Below are 14,767 nucleotides of genomic sequence, written 5' to 3'. Positions count from 1 at the left end.
CATGCAGTTCACACCCGCACTCCGCTCCGAGGCGCTCAAGGTCCTCACCCTGCGCTCGCTGTGCGGCACCCTGCTGGCCGTGTTCGCCGCCACCACGGCGTTCTCCGCGCTGGCCGGGGTCTCCGACACCTCGGACCCGGACTTCGACCCGCTCTTCACGGCCCTTTCCGGGGTCATGCCCGGTCAGATCGCGGCCATCGCGTTCGGCGCCGTGGTCGTGTCGTCCGAGTACCAGGGAAACGGGGTCCGGATCTCCCTGACCGCCGTTCCCCGGCGCGGGCGGTGGTTCGCGGCGAAGCTGGCCGTCGTCGCCGTACCGACGCTCGTGGTGGGCCTGCTCACCGCCTTCGCCGCGCTGGTCGCGGCCCGCGCGGGTCTCGGCGGGGCCGCGGACGGCCTCACCGCGGGCGAGCAGGTACGCGGCGTCGTGGGCTGCGGGCTCTACTTCACGCTGATGGCCCTGCTCGCGGCCGGTCTCACCACCCTGTTCCGCAGCGGCGTGGCGACCCTGTCCACCCTGATCCCGTTCATCCTCATCGTCTCCTTCGTGATCGGGGACGTGGCCGGCGGCGCCACCGACTTCCTGCCGGACAGGGCCGGACAAGTGGTCCTCCACCAGAGGTACGACGGGTCTCTGGGCCCGTGGACGGGACTCGCGGTGACCGCGCTGTGGGCGGCGGCAGCCGTCCTCGCGGGTGCCTGGCGGCTGCGCCGCCGGGACGTCTGAGCCGCGGGCGGCGGCCTACGACTCCCCGTCCGCCGCGACCCGCAGCCGGGCGAACTCCTCCGCCATGGTCGCGGCCGTCCAGTGTGCGTTGAGGCCGCTCGGGTTGGGCAGCACCCACACCCGGGTGCCCCCGATGGTCCGCTCCTGGGGTCCCACCTGGGCCTTGCGGTCGTCGAACGCCGCCCGGTACGCGGTGACGCCGACGACGGCCAGCCAACGGGGCCGCAGCCGTGCCACCTTCAGCGCCAGCAGCCGGCCGCCCTCCCGGTACTCCTCGGCACTCAGCTCGTCCGCCCGCGCGCTCGCCCGGGCCACGACGTTGGTGATGCCGAGCCCGTACGACAACAGCTCCTGCTGCTCCGACGGCTTCAGCTGCCGCGGCGTGAAGCCGGACAGGTGCAGCACCGGCCAGAACCGGTTGCCGGGGCGGGCGAAGTGATGCCCCGTCGCCGCCGACAGCAGGCCGGGGTTGATGCCGCAGAACAGCACGCGGAGGCCGTCCGCGACGACGTCCGGTACGAGACGGTCGCGGGCGGCCTCCAGTTCGGCGCGGGTGAAGCGGGTCAGAGGATCGCTCCGGGGGTGTAGCCCGCGGCCTCCGGGTGCTGCTTGACGATCTCCTCGATCCGGCCGACGACGGCGCCGACCTGGTCGGCGGCCGCGCCCGTGAAGGACAGCTTGTCGGCCATCAGCGCGTCCAGCCCGGCCCGGTCGAGCGGGATGCGCTCGTCGGCGGCCAGCTTGTCGAGGAGCTCGTTGCGCTCGGCGCCCTGCTCGCGCATCGCCAGGGCGGAGGCGACGGCGTTCTCCTTGATCGCCTCGTGCGCGACCTCCCGGCCGACCCCGGCCCGCACCGCACCCATCAGCACCTTGGTGGTGGCGAGGAACGGCAGGTAGCGGTCCAGCTCCCGGGCGACGACGGCGGGGAAGGCGCCGAACTCGTCGAGCACGGTCAGGAACGTCTCCAGCAGCCCGTCCAGCGCGAAGAACGCGTCCGGCAGCGCGACCCGGCGCACCACCGAGCAGGACACGTCGCCCTCGTTCCACTGGTCGCCCGCCAGCTCGCCGGTCATCGACGCGTAGCCGCGCAGGATCACCATCAGGCCGTTGACGCGCTCGCAGGAGCGGGTGTTCATCTTGTGCGGCATCGCCGAGGAGCCGACCTGGCCCGGCTTGAAGCCCTCGGTGACCAGCTCGTGCCCGGCCATCAGCCGGATCGTCTTCGCCAGTGACGACGGCGCCGCCGCCAGCTGCACCAGCGCGGTGACGACCTCGTAGTCCAGCGAGCGCGGGTAGACCTGGCCGACCGAGGTGAACGCCTGCGAGAAGCCGAGGTGCCCGGCGATCCGGTCCTCCAGCTCCGCGAGCTTGCCGGCGTCCCCGCCGAGCAGGTCCAGCATGTCCTGGGCGGTGCCGACCGGGCCCTTGATGCCGCGCAGCGGGTAGCGGCCGAGCAGCTCCTCCACCCGGCCGTACGCGACGAGCAGCTCGTCGGCGGCGGTGGCGAACCGCTTGCCCAGCGTCGTGGCCTGCGCGGCCACGTTGTGCGAGCGGCCGGCCATGACCAGCTCGGCGTACTCGCCGGCCAGCTTGCCGAGGCGGGCCAGGACGGCCACGGAGCGGTCGCGGACCAGCTCCAGCGAGAGCCGGATCTGCAGCTGCTCGACGTTCTCCGTCAGGTCGCGGGAGGTCATGCCCTTGTGCACGTGCTCGTGCCCGGCGAGGTCGTTGAACTCCTCGATCCGCGCCTTCACGTCGTGCCGCGTGACCTTCTCGCGCTCGGCGATGGAGGCCAGGTCGACCTGGTCGAGGACGCGCTCGTAGTCGGCGATCGCGGCGTCGGGCACCTCGATGCCCAGGTCCTTCTGGGCCCGCAGCACGGCGAGCCAGAGCTGCCGCTCGAGCCTCACCTTCTGCTCGGGCGACCAGAGCGTGGCGAGCTCGGCGGAGGCGTAGCGTCCGGCGAGGACGTTCGGGATGCGGGGCTTGGCGGGAGCGGAAGTCACGTGTACGGATTCTACTGGCGATTCGTGCAGGTCGGCGCCGCGGGGCTGTTCGTCGGAAGCTACGAACGCCGCTTCGGGCGAGGAAGGATCACGCCGGGTCCCCGTACGGCAGCAGCTCCGGACGCTTGGGCGGCAGGCCGTCCCCGGACGAGCGGCCCGTCAGCCTGCGGCCGATCCACGGCAGCAGGTGCTGCCGGGCGAAGCGGACGTCCGAGGTGCGGCGCGTGAGCCAGCCCGGCGGCGGCGTCGCCGGGATCGGCGCGTGCCACTCGGGGTCCTCGGGTTCGTAGCCGAGCGTCTGCCACACGGCCTCCGCGACCCGGCGGTGACCCTCGGCGGTCAGGTGCAGCCGGTCCACGTCCCACAGGCGAGGGTCGGCCAGCGAGGCCGCCCCGTACAGGTCGACGACCACGGCGCCGTGCCGCGCGGACAGGTCGTCGATGATCGCGAACAGCGCCTCCATGCGGGGCCGGAACCGCTCCAGCACCGGTCCCTGCCGGCCGGGGCTGCGCATCAGCACCAGCTGCTCGCAGTTCGGGGCCAGCCGCTCCACGGCCTGCGTCAGCAGGTCCCGCACCCGGGCCATGTCGCACTTGGGTCGCAGGGTGTCGTTGAGCCCGCCGACCAACGTGATCACATCGGCCCCCATGGCCGCCGCGACGTCCACCTGCTCGTCGACGATCTGCCCGATCAGCTTCCCGCGCACGGCGAGGTTCGCGTACCGGAAACCGGGGGTGCGGGCGGCCATCCGCGCCGCGAGGAGGTCGGCCCAGCCCCGGTAGGAACCGTCGGGCAGCCGGTCGGACATGCCCTCGGTGAAGGAGTCGCCGACGGCGACGAGGCTGGTGTGGGTGGGGTTCGTCTGCATGGCGACAGAAATGGTAGCCCCTGGCACATACCCGTCGGTCGGTCGCCCCCGGCGGGCGGGCTCAGGTGCGCTGCCCGAACAGCTCCCGCAGCACGTCCTCCATGGTCACCAGCCCCGCCAGCCGCCCGTCGGAGCCCAGGACCGCCGCCACATGCGTACGGCTGCGCCGCATCGCGGTGAGAACGTCGTCCAGCGGTGTGCTCTCCCGCACCCGGGCGATGGGCCGCATGTCCCGCAGCCGGAACGGCACGTCGCGGGGGGAGGCGTCCAGGGCGTCCTTGACGTGCAGGTAGCCGACGATCCGCCGCCCGTCGTCCACCACCGGGAAGCGGGAGAACCCGGACTCGGCCGACAGCCGCTCCAACTGCTCCGGCGTGATGCCCACGCGCGCGTGCACGACGCGTTCCAGCGGCAGCACCACGTCCCGCACCGGCCGGCGGCCCAGTTCCAGGGCGTCGTGCAGCCGCTCCTGGGCACGGTCGTCGATCAGTCCGGCCTCACTGGCGTCCTTGACGATCTCGGCCAGCTCCGTGTCCGTGAAGGTCGCCGAGACCTCGTTCTTCGCCTGCACCCTGAGCAGCTTGAGCAGCGCGTTCGCCAAGGTGTTCACCGTGAAGATCACCGGGCGCAGCGCGCGGGACAGCCCCACCAGCGGAGGCCCGAGCAGCAGCGCGCTGCGCACCGGCTCGGCCAGCGCGATGTTCTTCGGGACCATCTCGCCGAGCAGCATGTGCAGATAGGTCGCCAGCACCAGCGCGATCACGAAGGACACCGCGTGCCCCGCCCCCGACGGCACGCCCACCGCGAGGAACGCCGGCTCCAGCAGGTGCGCGATCGCCGGTTCCGCGACGATGCCGAGGACCAGGGTGCACAGCGTGATGCCGAGCTGGGACGCCGCCAGCAGCGCGGACACGTGCTCCAGACCCCACAGCACGATCTTCGCCCGCCGGTCGCCCTCCTCGGCGTACGGCTCCACCTGGCTGCGGCGCACGGAGATCAGCGCGAACTCCGAGCCCACGAAGAACGCGTTGACGACGAGCGTCGCCAGGCCGATCAGCAGCTGTACGGCGGTCACCGTCCGGCCTCCCCGTCCTCGCCGGCGCCCGTCCGGTCGTCGTCGAGCGGCGCGCGCAGCAGTACCCGGGCCGCCCGGTGCCCCGTCGCGTCCACCACGTCCAGTCGCCAGCCCTCGACGTCGACGGTGTCGCCGACCTCGGGGATGCGGCCCAGCCGGGCCGCGACCAGCCCGGCGACCGTCTCGTACGGGCCCTCCGGCACCCGCAGGCCGAGGCGGGCGAGCCGGTCCACCCGTGCCGCGCCGTCGGTCCGGTACAGCGCGTGGCCCTGCTCGTCGGTGCCCGCCGGATCCAGCTCGGGGATCTCGTGCGGATCGTGCTCGTCGCGCACCTCGCCGACGACCTCCTCGACGATGTCCTCCAGCGTGGCCACACCCGCCGTCCCGCCGTACTCGTCGATGACGACGGCCATCGTGCGGCGCCCGGAGAGCCGGTCCAGGAGCCGGTCGACGGTCAGCGTCTCCGGGACGAGCAGCGGCTCGCGCATCAGCTCGGCGACCGGCACCCGCAGCCGGCGCTCGGCGGGCACCGCCAGCACGTCCTTCACGTGGGCCGTCCCCACCACCGTGTCGAGGCTGTCCCGGTAGACCGGGAACCGGGACAGCCCGGTCGCCCGGGTCGCGTTCGCCACGTCCTCGCAGGTGGCCCGCCAGTCCAGGGCGACGACCTGGACGCGCGGGGTCATCACGTTCTCCGCCGTCAGATCGGCGAGGTTCAGCGTGCGCACGAACAGCTCGGCGGTGTCGGGCTCCAGCGCGCCCTCCTTGGCGGAGTGCCGGGCGAGCGCCGCCAGCTCCTGCGGCCCCCGCGCGGACGCGAGCTCCTCCGCGGGCTCCACGCCGAGGCGGCGCACGAGGCGGTTGGCCGAGTTGTTCAGATGGGTGATGAAGGGCCGGAAGGCCGAGCTGAACCAGCGCTGCGGACCGCCCACCCGCTTGGCGACGGCCAGCGGCGAGGAGATCGCCCAGTTCTTCGGCACCAGCTCGCCGACGATCATCAAGAAGACCGTGGACAGGGCCGTGCCCAGCACCAGCGCCAGCGACGAGGCCGCCGAGCGGGACATCCCGGCGTCCTCCAGCGGGCCCGCGATGAGCGCCGCGACCGACGGCTCGGCGAGCATGCCGACCACCAGGTTGGTGACCGTGATGCCGAGCTGCGCCCCGGACAGCTGGAACGTCAGGTTCCGTACACCCTTCAACGCGCTCGCGGCGCCCCGCTCACCGCGCGCGGCGGCCCGCTCCAGCTCACCGCGCTCGACGGTGGTCAGCGAGAACTCGGCCGCGACGAACGCACCGCACGCGAGTGAGAGCAGGATCGCCACCAGCAGCAGGAGCACTTCGGTCATCGGGTCACCTCGGTTCCATGATCGGACAGGCCGTGGAGGTTCGCGCGATGTCGTGCGCCGGGACACTCGCTCATGCGCCGGTGCTCACTGCCTTTCGGTCGGGCTGCCTCCGGGTGGGGCCGCCTTCAGCCGGCGAGGGGCTTGACCCAGCGTCGCCACTGTTCCTCGGGCGCGTACCCGGCGGCCCGCCACGCATGCTGCGCCCGTTCGTTGCGCACCAGCACCATCGCGTCCGCGCGCCGCCCGCCGAGCCGTGCGAACCGCTCCTCCGCGGCGTCCAGCAGCGCCGAGCCGATCCCCCGGCGCCGGTGGCCGGGGCGCACCGCCAGCCGGTACAGATGGCACCGCCAGCCGTCGAAGCCGGCGATCACCGTGCCCACCAGTACGCCGTCGCGTTCGGCGAGGAGCAGCGCCCCGGGGTCGCGGGCGACCAGACGCTCCACGCCGTCCCGGTCGTCGCTGATGCTCGTCCCCTCGGCGGCCGTCTTCCAGAAGGCCAGCACCGCGTCCAGGTCCTCGGGCCCGGCGGCCCGTATCCGAAGATCGTCCATGCCGTGATCCCACCACGCGCGGTGGAGCCCCGGACGCGAATTCCGGCATACGGACGGCTCACGGACGGCTCGCGGACCGTCAGACGTCGCGCAGCGCCCGCATCACCGGGGCGAAGGCCTCCATGTACGGCTCCAGCACCGTCAGGTACGTGAACCCGTACCGCTCGCGCTGCGCCCGCACCTGTGAGGTGATCTCCTCCAGGGTGCCCAGCAGCACGATGGGCAGCTCCAGCGCCTGGTCGGCGGTCAGGTGCGGCACGTGCTCCAGGAGGGGACGGACGGCGGCCTCGCGGTCCTCGGTGACGATCACCATCTGGACGAGCAGGTTCAGCTCGGCCGGTTCCCCGCGGTCCGCCGCCAGCTCTCCGTACCGGGCGACACGCTCGTCGAGCTCGTCGGCCGTGATCGGGGCGAGCTGCCCCGTCGCGCTCCCCGGCACCGTACGGGCGCCCGTGAACGCGGCGATGTCGGCGTGCCGGGCGGTCAGCTCCAGCATCCGGTCGCCGTTGGCGCCGATGAGCAGCGGCACCCCGGGCCGCTGCACCGGCCGCGGCAGGTGCTCCTCGTCGCCGAGCAGCCGCTCCAGTTCCTCCACGGTGCGCCGCAGATGATCCACGCGTTCGCGCGGTGAACCGAACGGCAGCCCCGCCGTGTCGTGCTCCGCCCGTACGTACCCGGTGCCGAGCCCCAGCTCCAGGCGCCCGCCCGTCAGGGCGTCCGTGGTCGCCACCTCCCGGGCCAGCAGCACCGGGTTCCAGAAACCCGCGTTGAGCACGAACGTGCCCACCCGGGGCCGCTCGGTGGCCCGGGCCGCCGCGACCAGCGCCGGGAACGGGGCCGACATGCCGAGATGGTCCGGCACCAGGATGACGTCGTAGCCCAGCTCCTCGGCCCGCCGGCACTTCTCACTCCACTCCGCGGCCGGGGCGGAGGCCGTCAGGTTGACGCCGAAGCGGAACGGACGTGACATGAACTCTCCTCGCATGCAAGTGACTTCGAGCCGGACGAGTCAATCATCGGGGGCGCGGCGGCCGCCAGCACGCCGATGCCGCCCTTGCCCCTGCTAGCGTTCCGGCGCTAGCTTCGAGGTATGGCGAAGACCCAGAAGGCCCAGCTGAACGTGCGGGTGGACGAGGGCACCGCCCTGGCCGCCCGCGAACGGGCCATGGCCCGGGGGATGAGCGTCAACCGCTACATCGAGGAACTGGTCCGGCAGGACACCGGCGAGGCGGGCCGCACCTTCGTGGAGGCCGCCGCCGACTTCATGCAGCAGTACGAGAAGGTCTTCGCGGAGGAGGTCGGCGAGCGCCGCCGCTGAGCCGTTGAACGATCTCACCATCGACCTCGCCTGGCTGCTGATGCTCGCCGAACAGCGCACCCCGGGAGACCCCCAGGTCACCGACTGGGGTGCCCTCGTCGCCGCCGTCGCCCGCCACCGCGCCGAGATATTCGACGTCCCCGTCTACGACGGCCCGTACGCCCGCGCCGCCGCGCTGCTCCAGCTCCTGATCCACGTCCCCGCGCTGGAGCGTTCCAACGCCCTGTTCGCCTCCGCGGTCGCCTACGCCTACCTGGTCGCCAGCGGTGTCAAGGTCGCCACCACGCCCGAGCAGGTGCGGGACCTGGCCCTCCTGGTCAAGAGCGGCGAGGCGTCGGTCGACGACATCGCGCACGAACTGCGCCAGTGGAGCGTGTGACGCCCGCGCACCGCGTCTGGCGCACCGCGGCTAGGCGTCCTCCGCGGGCGGGCGCCAGGCCGTGCCGAGGACGCAGTACGACACCGGCAGCGCCGGCCCGTTCTCCGGCAGCAGCATCCGCCGGTACGGGCCCAGGACGAACCCGGCGTCCCGCAGCGCGGCGACCGGGTCCCGGGACACATGGCAGCCACCGGCCAGCGCCGGCCACACCGTCCGGTCCAGCGCCCGCTGGGTGAAGGTCATCACCCGCCCGCCGCCCCGCCCGTGCTCGAAGAACCGCAGCTCGCCGCCGGGCCGCAGCACCCGCCGCAGCTCCCCGAGCGCCCGCGGCACGTCCCGGACGCTGCACAGCACCAACGACACGACGGCCGCGTCGAAGGCTTCGCTCTTGACCGGCAGCGCCTCCGCCGTGCCCGGCGCCACGTCGACCGGCACCTGGGCGCGCAGCGCCGCGTCCACGGCCAGCCGCCGCAGTGAACGCTCCGGCTCGATGGCGACGACCTCCGAGACGGTGCCCGGGTAGTGCGCGAAGTTCAGGCCGTTGCCCGCGCCGACCTCGATCACCCGCCCGGACAGTCCGGCGAGCAGCCGCTCGCGCACCCGCGACACGCCCATCCGGGTCTCGGCGCTCGTACTGAACCGGGCGTAGGAGCGGGCGAAGAGCGGATGGTGCACGGCGTCCGGGGGCACTGCGCGGGAACGAGTGGGTCGCAGCGGCATGGAACCTCCCTCACGAGGTGGCGCCTTACCGCGATTGTCCCCCGCCCGGGCACCGCGCACCCCCTCGCCGGCACGCCACTTCCGCACGGCGACGTCCTGACGGCCGGCCGGGGTGCCGTGCGGGTTTGTCGAGGCGTCCCGCGCGGTGGCCCCGGACGTCGGTCGTTCAGGGGGCCTCCCGGAGGCGGAACGCGTCCGCGTCCCACGCGCCCCCCAGGCGGGGGGCCAGCCAGTGCGGGGCCGCCGACCGGAAGGCGGCCGGTGCGAGGGCACCCGCCCCGGCGGGCAGGGCGCCGAGCAGCGGTGCCCCGGACACCTCCGGCAGGTCCGCGAGATTGCACCGCGAGGCGAGGTCCGGGTCCGCGGGCCAGCTGCCGATCACCACACCCGCCGACTCGATTCCCCGCGTGGCGAGTTCACGTGCGGTCAGTTCGGTCGTGTTCAGCGTGCCGAGCCCTGCCGACGCCACCACGAGCACGGGGGCGCCCAACAGGGCGGCGGCGTCGGCGAGGGTGCCGCCCTCCGCGTCGAACCGGACGAGCAGTCCGCCGGCTCCCTCGACCAGGACCAGGTCGTGGTCGGTGGCCAGCTTGGCGGCCCGCTCCGCGATCCGGTGCGGGTGCACGGGCGCCCGCCCGGCGCGGCGGGCGGCGGTGGCGGGTGCCAGCGGCTCGGGGTAGCGGGCGATCTCGGCCGTCGTCACGGGGCCGGCGAGGCGGGCGACCTCCTGGACGTCCCCGGGTTCGTCCGGCCGTACGCCGGTCTGGGCGGCCTTGAGGACGGCCACCGACCGTCCGGCGGCCAGCGCCGTGGCGGCGACGGCGGCGGTCGCCACGGTCTTGCCGACCTCGGTGCCGGTGCCGGTGATCACCAGTACGGGCATGTCATCCCTCCTTCGCTGCCGCGCAGACCGCGCGGGTGATGCGTGCGACGTCGGCGTCGGCGGTGATGTAGGGCGGCATGGTGTAGATCAGGTCGCGGAACGGGCGCAGCCACACCCCTTCGCGCACGGCCGCCTCGGTGGCGGCCCGCATGTCGACCGGGTGGTCGAGCTGGACCACGCCGATCGCGCCGAGGACCCGTACGTCGGTCACCCCGGGCAGGGCGGCGGCGGGCGCGAGCCCGTCGTGCAGGCCGGTCTCGACGCGTTTGACCTCCGCGTGCCAGTCCTGGTCGAGCAGCAGCCCGATCGACGCGCAGGCGACGGCGGCGGCGAGCGGGTTGCCCATGAAGGTGGGACCGTGGGCGAGCACCGGCACCTCGCCCCGGGAGATGCCCTCGGCCACCCGCGCGGTGCACAGGGTGGCGGCCATGGTGAGGTAGCCGCCGGTCAGTGCCTTGCCCACGCACATCACGTCGGGGGTCACCGCGGCGTGGTCGGCGGCGAAGAGTGCGCCGGTGCGGCCGAAGCCGGTGGCGATCTCGTCGAACACCAGCAGCACATCGTGCGCGTCGCACGCCTCGCGCAGCACGCGCAGGTAGGCGGGGGAGTGGAAGCGCATCCCGCCCGCGCCCTGCACCACCGGCTCCACGATCACCGCGGCCAGTTCGTGGGCATGCCGCTCGATCATCGTCGACAGGTGCTCGGCGTACGTGTCGTCGTACTCGGCGGGCGGGGCGTCCGCGAACACCTGGCGCGGCAGCACCCCGTGCCACAGGTCGTGCATCCCGCCCTCGGGGTCGCACACCGACATGGGCTGCCATGTGTCGCCGTGGTAGCCGCCGCGCCAGGTCAGCAGCCGCCGCTTCTCCGGCCGGCCGAGTGAACGCCAGTACTGCAGGCACATCTTGGCGGCGACCTCGACCGACACCGAACCGGAGTCGGCGAGGAAGACGTGCTCCAGGCCCTGCGGCGTCATGTCCACCAGGAGCTTCGCCAGGCGGACGGCGGGTTCGTGGGTGAGCCCGCCGAACATGACGTGGCTCATCCGGTCCAACTGCTCGCGGGCGGCCTCGTTCAGCACCGGGTGGTTGTAGCCGTGGATCGCCGACCACCAGGACGACATCCCGTCCACCAGCTCGCCCGAGGCGCCGGCCAGGCGCAGCCGCACCCCGCTCGCCGACTCCACGACGAGCGGGTCCTGCCGGCCGGGCATGGGCCCGTAGGGGTGCCAGACGTGCTGCCGGTCCAGGGCCAGCAGTTCGTCCACCGTCGGTGCGGGCTCAGGCATTGGGTGCCAGGTCCGTTCCGGCGCCGCGGCGGCGCACGGTGACCAGGTCGGTGCGCGCCTCACCCGCCGCCGGGGTGCTCCCGCACTCTGAGCCTGCCGCGTCCGTGCCGGGTGTGCGGGCTCCGCCGCCCTCGTGCGTTCCGCATCCGCCGCCGGTCGTGCGGTGTGCGGGCAGGGTGGTGCGGTCGGTGCCCTCGATCTCGAAGCCGGCGTCGGCGATCATCTCCAGATCGGCCTTGCCGGCCTGGCCCTCGCTGGTGAGGTAGTCGCCCAGGAAGATCGAGTTGGCCAGGTGCAGGGCGAGGGGCTGCAGGGTGCGCAGGTGGACCTCGCGGCCGCCGGCGATGCGCACCTCCACGTCGGGGCAGACGAAGCGGACCATCGCCAGGATCCGCAGGCAGCGCTGCGGGGTGAGGTTCCACTCCTTGGCCAGCGGGGTGCCCTCGAAGGGGATCAGGAAGTTGACCGGCACCGAGTCCGGGTCCAGCTCGCGCAGCGCGAAGACCACGTCGACCAGGTCCTGGTCGCTCTCGCCCATGCCCGCGATCAGTCCCGAGCACGCCGACAGGCCGGCCGCGTGCGCCTTGTGCACGGTGTCCACCCGGTCGGCGTAGGTGTGGGTGGTGGTGATGTCGCCATAGGTGGCCTCGGAGGTGTTGAGGTTGTGGTTGTAGGCGTCGGCGCCCGCCTCGCGCAGCCGCTCGGCCTGGCCGTCGGAGAGCAGGCCGAGGCAGGCGCACACCTCCACGCCCTCGTTCTCCTCCTTGATGGTCCGGATCGTCTCGGAGACCCGGTCCACGTCCCGCTCGGTCGGACCGCGTCCGCTGGCCACCAGGCACACCCGCTTGGCGCCGCCGGCCACGCCCGCGGCGGCCGCCTCGGACGCCTGGTCGGGCTTGAGCCAGGTGTACTTGAGGATCCCGGCCTTGGAGCCGAGCCGCTGCGAGCAGTAGGAGCAGTCCTCGGGGCACAGGCCGGATTTGAGGTTGACGAGGTAGTTGAGTTTCACCCGTCGGCCGAACCAGTGGCGGCGTACCTTGCCGGCCGCGGCCACCACGTCGAGCAGGTCGTCGTCGGAGGTGGCCAGGACGGCCAGTGCTTCCTCGCGGGTCGGCGTCTCGCGCCGAAGCCCCTTGTCCACCAGCGTGTTCAGCAGATCCATGGGAGCCGATCCTGTCCTACGGGGCCACTCGGGGCCAAGGAGAGTTCGCACAACAGTGACAGATCGTGGTGTGGGTATCACCACACCTCGCACGACCCGTCGTGCCGCTAGTGTCTGTCCACTGCCTACAAAATCCCCGGAGGACGGCTCATGGCGTTCGGCTGGATCGACGAGCAGGCCGGGGCACGCCGCCGGGCCGGCCTCGTACGGACGCTGCGGCCACGTCCGGCCGACTCGCCGCTGCTGGACCTGGCGAGCAACGACTACCTCGGTCTCGCCCGGCACCCCGAGGTCACCGAGGGCGCCGCGCAGGCTGCCCGGCGCTGGGGCGGCGGCGCGACCGGCTCCCGGCTCGTCACCGGGACGACCGAACTGCACGCCGAACTCGAGCGTGAACTGGCCGCCTTCTGCGGTTTCGAGGCCGCCCTCGTCCTCTCCTCCGGCTACGCGGCCAACCTCGCCGCGGTCACCGCGCTGGCGCCCCACGGCTCCCTCGTCGTCTCCGACGCGGGCAACCACGCCTCCCTCATCGACGGTTGCCGGCTGGCCCGGGGGACGACCCAGGTGGTGGCGCACGCCGACCCGGACGCGGTGCGCAAGGCGCTGGCGACGCACGGCGGGCCCGCCGTCGCCGTCTCCGACACGGTGTTCTCGGTGGACGGTGACGCGGCACCGCTGGCCGCCCTCGCCGAGGCGTGCCGGGAGCACGGCGCCGGGCTGGTCGTCGACGACGCCCATGGCCTCGGCGTCCTCGGCGACGGCGGCCGGGGCGCCCCGTACGCGGCCGGGCTCGCGGGCGACGCGGACGTGGTCGCCACGGTCACCCTGTCCAAGTCGCTCGGCAGCCAGGGCGGCGCCGTGCTCGGCCCCGCCCGGGTGATCGACCACCTCGTCAACACGGCACGGTCCTTCATCTTCGACACCGGACTCGCCCCCGCGGCCACGGGCGCGGCCCTCGCCGCCCTACGGCTGCTGCGCCGCGAGCCCGAACGGGCGGCCCGGGCGCGCGTGGTGGCGGCCGAGCTGCACGCGCGCCTGACCACCGCGGGTCTGGAGGCGGTACGTCCGGACGCCGCGGTGGTCTCGGTGCGTGCTCCCTCCCCGGAGGGGGCCGTGCGGTGGGCGGCCGACTGCCGTGCGGCCGGCCTGTCCGTGGGGTGCTTCCGCCCTCCGTCCGTGCCCGACGGCATCTCACGGCTCAGGCTGACCGCTCGTGCGGACCTCTCCGGGGAACAGATCGAACGCGCCGTACGGGTGATCGGCGAAACGCGGCCATGAGTCGGCGTGGCACGGCCGTGCGTCGCGCGATGCCCGGCCGGATCAGCGTGGCCGGCCGTGGTGGATCGCGGCCGTGAACGACGCCCAGCTCCCCGGGGAGAAGAGCAGCGCGGGCCCGGCCGGGTCCTTGGAGTCGCGTACGGCGAGCAGGCCGGCCCAGGGGCCGGCCGACGGCCGTGCCGTCTCCACGCAGTTGTTGGCCCCGGTGCTGTAGCTGCTGCGCAGCCATCGCACACCGTGCAGATCGGTACTCGTGGGGGTGTTCCGAGGAAGTGCGGACATGGTGCCTCCTTACGCGCCGGCCGCTGTCGCGGCGATGTAGTCCAACGAGTCCTCGGGCGAAAGGGCATGGAGCAGAAGGGCGTTGAAGGCCTCCGTGTAGGCCTCTAGGTCTTCTTTCCGTTCGAGATGGTGGCTACTCGTCAAATGGTCGAGAACCACCACGTCGAGATCAGAAGTGCTCGGAAAGGAGAAAATAACGAAAGGACCGGTGACGCCGATGTGGGCTCCGGCGGTGAAGGGGAGCACCTGGAGCCGGACATGGGGCAGTCGCGCGGCCTCCACCAGCCGGGTCAGCTGCCGGGCCATCACCCCAGGCCCGCCCACCTGGCGGCGCAGCACCGCTTCGTCGAGGACCGCGTTCAGCCTGAGCGGCGGATCGGCCCGCAGCACGTCCTGCCGGGCCAGCCGGACCTCCACCAGCGTGTCCAGCCGCTCCTCCGACAGCCCGTCCACCGCTGCCCGCGTGACCGCGCGGGCGTACTCCGGGGTCTGCAGCAGCCCGGGCACGACGGTGGTCTCCAGGGTACGCATCGCGCTCGCCTGCGATTCCAGGCTGATGAAGTCCCGGTACGTCGGCGGCAGTACCCCGCGATAGGCGTGCCACCAGTGGTGCCGGCCGCTCGCGTCGTCGGAGCCCGCCAGTACCACCAGCAGTTCCCGCAGCTCCCGGTCGTCCACGCCGTAGGCGTCCAGCAGTAACCGCACGTCGGCCGGTTTCGCCCCGCTCGTCCCGGTCTCGATCCGGCTGACCTTCGACTGGTGCCAGCCCACCAGCCGGGCCGCCTCACCGCTGGTGATCCCCGCCGACGTGCGCAGGGCGCGCAGCTCCGCGCCCAGCTTTCGGCGACGTACCACCGGACCGTGCTGCATGGGCCACTCCTTTA

General features: G+C 73.2%; 17 protein-coding genes. 4 read left to right on the top strand and 13 right to left on the bottom strand.

Features of this window, described 5'->3' with window-relative positions; genetic code table 11:
- Position 1 precedes the first annotated feature (1 nt).
- On the top strand, positions 2-727 hold the full coding sequence (locus ACIRFH_RS17180) for an ABC transporter permease (protein ID WP_403521304.1): 726 nt from the start codon (positions 2-4) through the stop codon (positions 725-727).
- 15 nt (positions 728-742) lie between these two features.
- Here the strand turns inward: ACIRFH_RS17180 and mug are convergent, their stop codons facing one another.
- From mug to ACIRFH_RS17145, 7 genes are all read right to left on the bottom strand, one after another.
- The gene (gene mug / locus ACIRFH_RS17175; protein ID WP_403521423.1) at positions 743-1,294 is read right to left on the bottom strand and encodes a G/U mismatch-specific DNA glycosylase; all 552 of its coding nucleotides are present in this window, start codon (positions 1,292-1,294) and stop codon (positions 743-745) included.
- Positions 1,291-2,733 (bottom strand): adenylosuccinate lyase, encoded by a 1,443-nt coding sequence (purB, locus tag ACIRFH_RS17170; protein WP_403521302.1) that lies wholly within the window; start codon positions 2,731-2,733, stop codon positions 1,291-1,293. The genes mug and purB overlap by 4 nt, the downstream gene beginning before the upstream one ends.
- A gap of 88 nt (positions 2,734-2,821) precedes the next feature.
- The gene (locus tag ACIRFH_RS17165; RefSeq protein ID WP_403521300.1) at positions 2,822-3,601 is read right to left on the bottom strand and encodes an SGNH/GDSL hydrolase family protein; all 780 of its coding nucleotides are present in this window, start codon (positions 3,599-3,601) and stop codon (positions 2,822-2,824) included.
- A gap of 61 nt (positions 3,602-3,662) precedes the next feature.
- A complete protein-coding gene (locus ACIRFH_RS17160; protein ID WP_403521299.1) occupies positions 3,663-4,676 on the bottom strand; it encodes a hemolysin family protein in 1,014 nt (337 codons plus the stop codon).
- On the bottom strand, positions 4,673-6,022 hold the full coding sequence (locus ACIRFH_RS17155; RefSeq protein WP_403521297.1) for a hemolysin family protein: 1,350 nt from the start codon (positions 6,020-6,022) through the stop codon (positions 4,673-4,675). Before ACIRFH_RS17155 ends, ACIRFH_RS17160 begins: the two co-directional genes overlap by 4 nt.
- A gap of 125 nt (positions 6,023-6,147) precedes the next feature.
- Positions 6,148-6,573, bottom strand: a complete 426-nt coding sequence (locus ACIRFH_RS17150) for a GNAT family N-acetyltransferase (protein WP_403521295.1) — start codon at positions 6,571-6,573, stop codon at positions 6,148-6,150.
- 79 nt (positions 6,574-6,652) lie between these two features.
- Entirely contained in the window at positions 6,653-7,543 is an 891-nt protein-coding gene (locus ACIRFH_RS17145; RefSeq protein WP_403521293.1) for an LLM class F420-dependent oxidoreductase, read from the bottom strand.
- Between the two features lie 120 nt (positions 7,544-7,663).
- On the opposite strand from ACIRFH_RS17145, the gene ACIRFH_RS17140 reads away from it, so the two are divergent.
- Together ACIRFH_RS17140 and ACIRFH_RS17135 are read left to right on the top strand one after the other, a co-directional pair.
- On the top strand, positions 7,664-7,891 hold the full coding sequence (locus ACIRFH_RS17140; protein WP_403521291.1) for a toxin-antitoxin system HicB family antitoxin: 228 nt from the start codon (positions 7,664-7,666) through the stop codon (positions 7,889-7,891).
- A gap of 4 nt (positions 7,892-7,895) precedes the next feature.
- Entirely contained in the window at positions 7,896-8,270 is a 375-nt protein-coding gene (locus ACIRFH_RS17135) for a fic family toxin-antitoxin system, toxin component (RefSeq protein ID WP_403521289.1), read from the top strand.
- A gap of 30 nt (positions 8,271-8,300) precedes the next feature.
- On the opposite strand, the gene ACIRFH_RS17130 is transcribed toward ACIRFH_RS17135, so the two are convergent.
- From ACIRFH_RS17130 to bioB, 4 genes are all read right to left on the bottom strand, one after another.
- Positions 8,301-8,990, bottom strand: a complete 690-nt coding sequence (locus ACIRFH_RS17130) for a class I SAM-dependent methyltransferase (protein WP_403521287.1) — start codon at positions 8,988-8,990, stop codon at positions 8,301-8,303.
- A 166-nt stretch (positions 8,991-9,156) separates the two neighbouring features.
- Positions 9,157-9,873, bottom strand: a complete 717-nt coding sequence (bioD, locus tag ACIRFH_RS17125; protein ID WP_403521285.1) for a dethiobiotin synthase — start codon at positions 9,871-9,873, stop codon at positions 9,157-9,159.
- A 1-nt stretch (position 9,874) separates the two neighbouring features.
- Positions 9,875-11,161 (bottom strand): adenosylmethionine--8-amino-7-oxononanoate transaminase, encoded by a 1,287-nt coding sequence (locus ACIRFH_RS17120; protein WP_403521283.1) that lies wholly within the window; start codon positions 11,159-11,161, stop codon positions 9,875-9,877.
- On the bottom strand, positions 11,154-12,323 hold the full coding sequence (bioB, locus tag ACIRFH_RS17115; RefSeq protein WP_403521281.1) for a biotin synthase BioB: 1,170 nt from the start codon (positions 12,321-12,323) through the stop codon (positions 11,154-11,156). Before bioB ends, ACIRFH_RS17120 begins: the two co-directional genes overlap by 8 nt.
- A gap of 150 nt (positions 12,324-12,473) precedes the next feature.
- Between bioB and ACIRFH_RS17110 the strand changes: the two genes are divergently transcribed.
- On the top strand, positions 12,474-13,601 hold the full coding sequence (locus ACIRFH_RS17110) for an 8-amino-7-oxononanoate synthase (protein WP_403521279.1): 1,128 nt from the start codon (positions 12,474-12,476) through the stop codon (positions 13,599-13,601).
- A 42-nt stretch (positions 13,602-13,643) separates the two neighbouring features.
- On the opposite strand, the gene ACIRFH_RS17105 is transcribed toward ACIRFH_RS17110, so the two are convergent.
- Positions 13,644-13,883, bottom strand: a complete 240-nt coding sequence (locus ACIRFH_RS17105; protein WP_403521277.1) for a DUF397 domain-containing protein — start codon at positions 13,881-13,883, stop codon at positions 13,644-13,646.
- Positions 13,884-13,892: 9 nt separating this feature from the next.
- Positions 13,893-14,753, bottom strand: a complete 861-nt coding sequence (locus tag ACIRFH_RS17100; protein WP_403521275.1) for a helix-turn-helix domain-containing protein — start codon at positions 14,751-14,753, stop codon at positions 13,893-13,895.
- Positions 14,754-14,767: the final 14 nt, after the last annotated feature.

It is taken from the genome of Streptomyces sp. NPDC093586 (genome assembly GCF_044764905.1).
In the GTDB taxonomy this organism is placed as follows: Bacteria; Actinomycetota; Actinomycetes; order Streptomycetales; family Streptomycetaceae; genus Streptomyces.
Note: the sequence above shows the minus strand (reverse complement) of the source record. Positions and strands in the feature narration are given on the sequence as shown.

What these genes read in the sequence shown, in the direction of transcription:
- ACIRFH_RS17120 (WP_403521283.1), bottom strand. Translation starts at nt 11,161, where the DNA reads ATGCCTGAGCCCGCACCGACGGTGGACGAACTGCTGGCCCTGGACCGG.
- ACIRFH_RS17145 (WP_403521293.1), bottom strand. Translation starts at nt 7,543, where the DNA reads ATGTCACGTCCGTTCCGCTTCGGCGTCAACCTGACGGCCTCCGCCCCG.
- bioD (WP_403521285.1), bottom strand. Translation starts at nt 9,873, where the DNA reads ATGCCCGTACTGGTGATCACCGGCACCGGCACCGAGGTCGGCAAGACC.
- ACIRFH_RS17100 (WP_403521275.1), bottom strand. Translation starts at nt 14,753, where the DNA reads ATGCAGCACGGTCCGGTGGTACGTCGCCGAAAGCTGGGCGCGGAGCTG.
- bioB (WP_403521281.1), bottom strand. Translation starts at nt 12,323, where the DNA reads ATGGATCTGCTGAACACGCTGGTGGACAAGGGGCTTCGGCGCGAGACG.
- ACIRFH_RS17110 (WP_403521279.1), top strand. Translation starts at nt 12,474, where the DNA reads ATGGCGTTCGGCTGGATCGACGAGCAGGCCGGGGCACGCCGCCGGGCC.
- ACIRFH_RS17105 (WP_403521277.1), bottom strand. Translation starts at nt 13,883, where the DNA reads ATGTCCGCACTTCCTCGGAACACCCCCACGAGTACCGATCTGCACGGT.
- ACIRFH_RS17130 (WP_403521287.1), bottom strand. Translation starts at nt 8,990, where the DNA reads ATGCCGCTGCGACCCACTCGTTCCCGCGCAGTGCCCCCGGACGCCGTG.
- ACIRFH_RS17165 (WP_403521300.1), bottom strand. Translation starts at nt 3,601, where the DNA reads ATGCAGACGAACCCCACCCACACCAGCCTCGTCGCCGTCGGCGACTCC.
- ACIRFH_RS17155 (WP_403521297.1), bottom strand. Translation starts at nt 6,022, where the DNA reads ATGACCGAAGTGCTCCTGCTGCTGGTGGCGATCCTGCTCTCACTCGCG.
- ACIRFH_RS17180 (WP_403521304.1), top strand. Translation starts at nt 2, where the DNA reads ATGCAGTTCACACCCGCACTCCGCTCCGAGGCGCTCAAGGTCCTCACC.
- ACIRFH_RS17140 (WP_403521291.1), top strand. Translation starts at nt 7,664, where the DNA reads ATGGCGAAGACCCAGAAGGCCCAGCTGAACGTGCGGGTGGACGAGGGC.
- ACIRFH_RS17150 (WP_403521295.1), bottom strand. Translation starts at nt 6,573, where the DNA reads ATGGACGATCTTCGGATACGGGCCGCCGGGCCCGAGGACCTGGACGCG.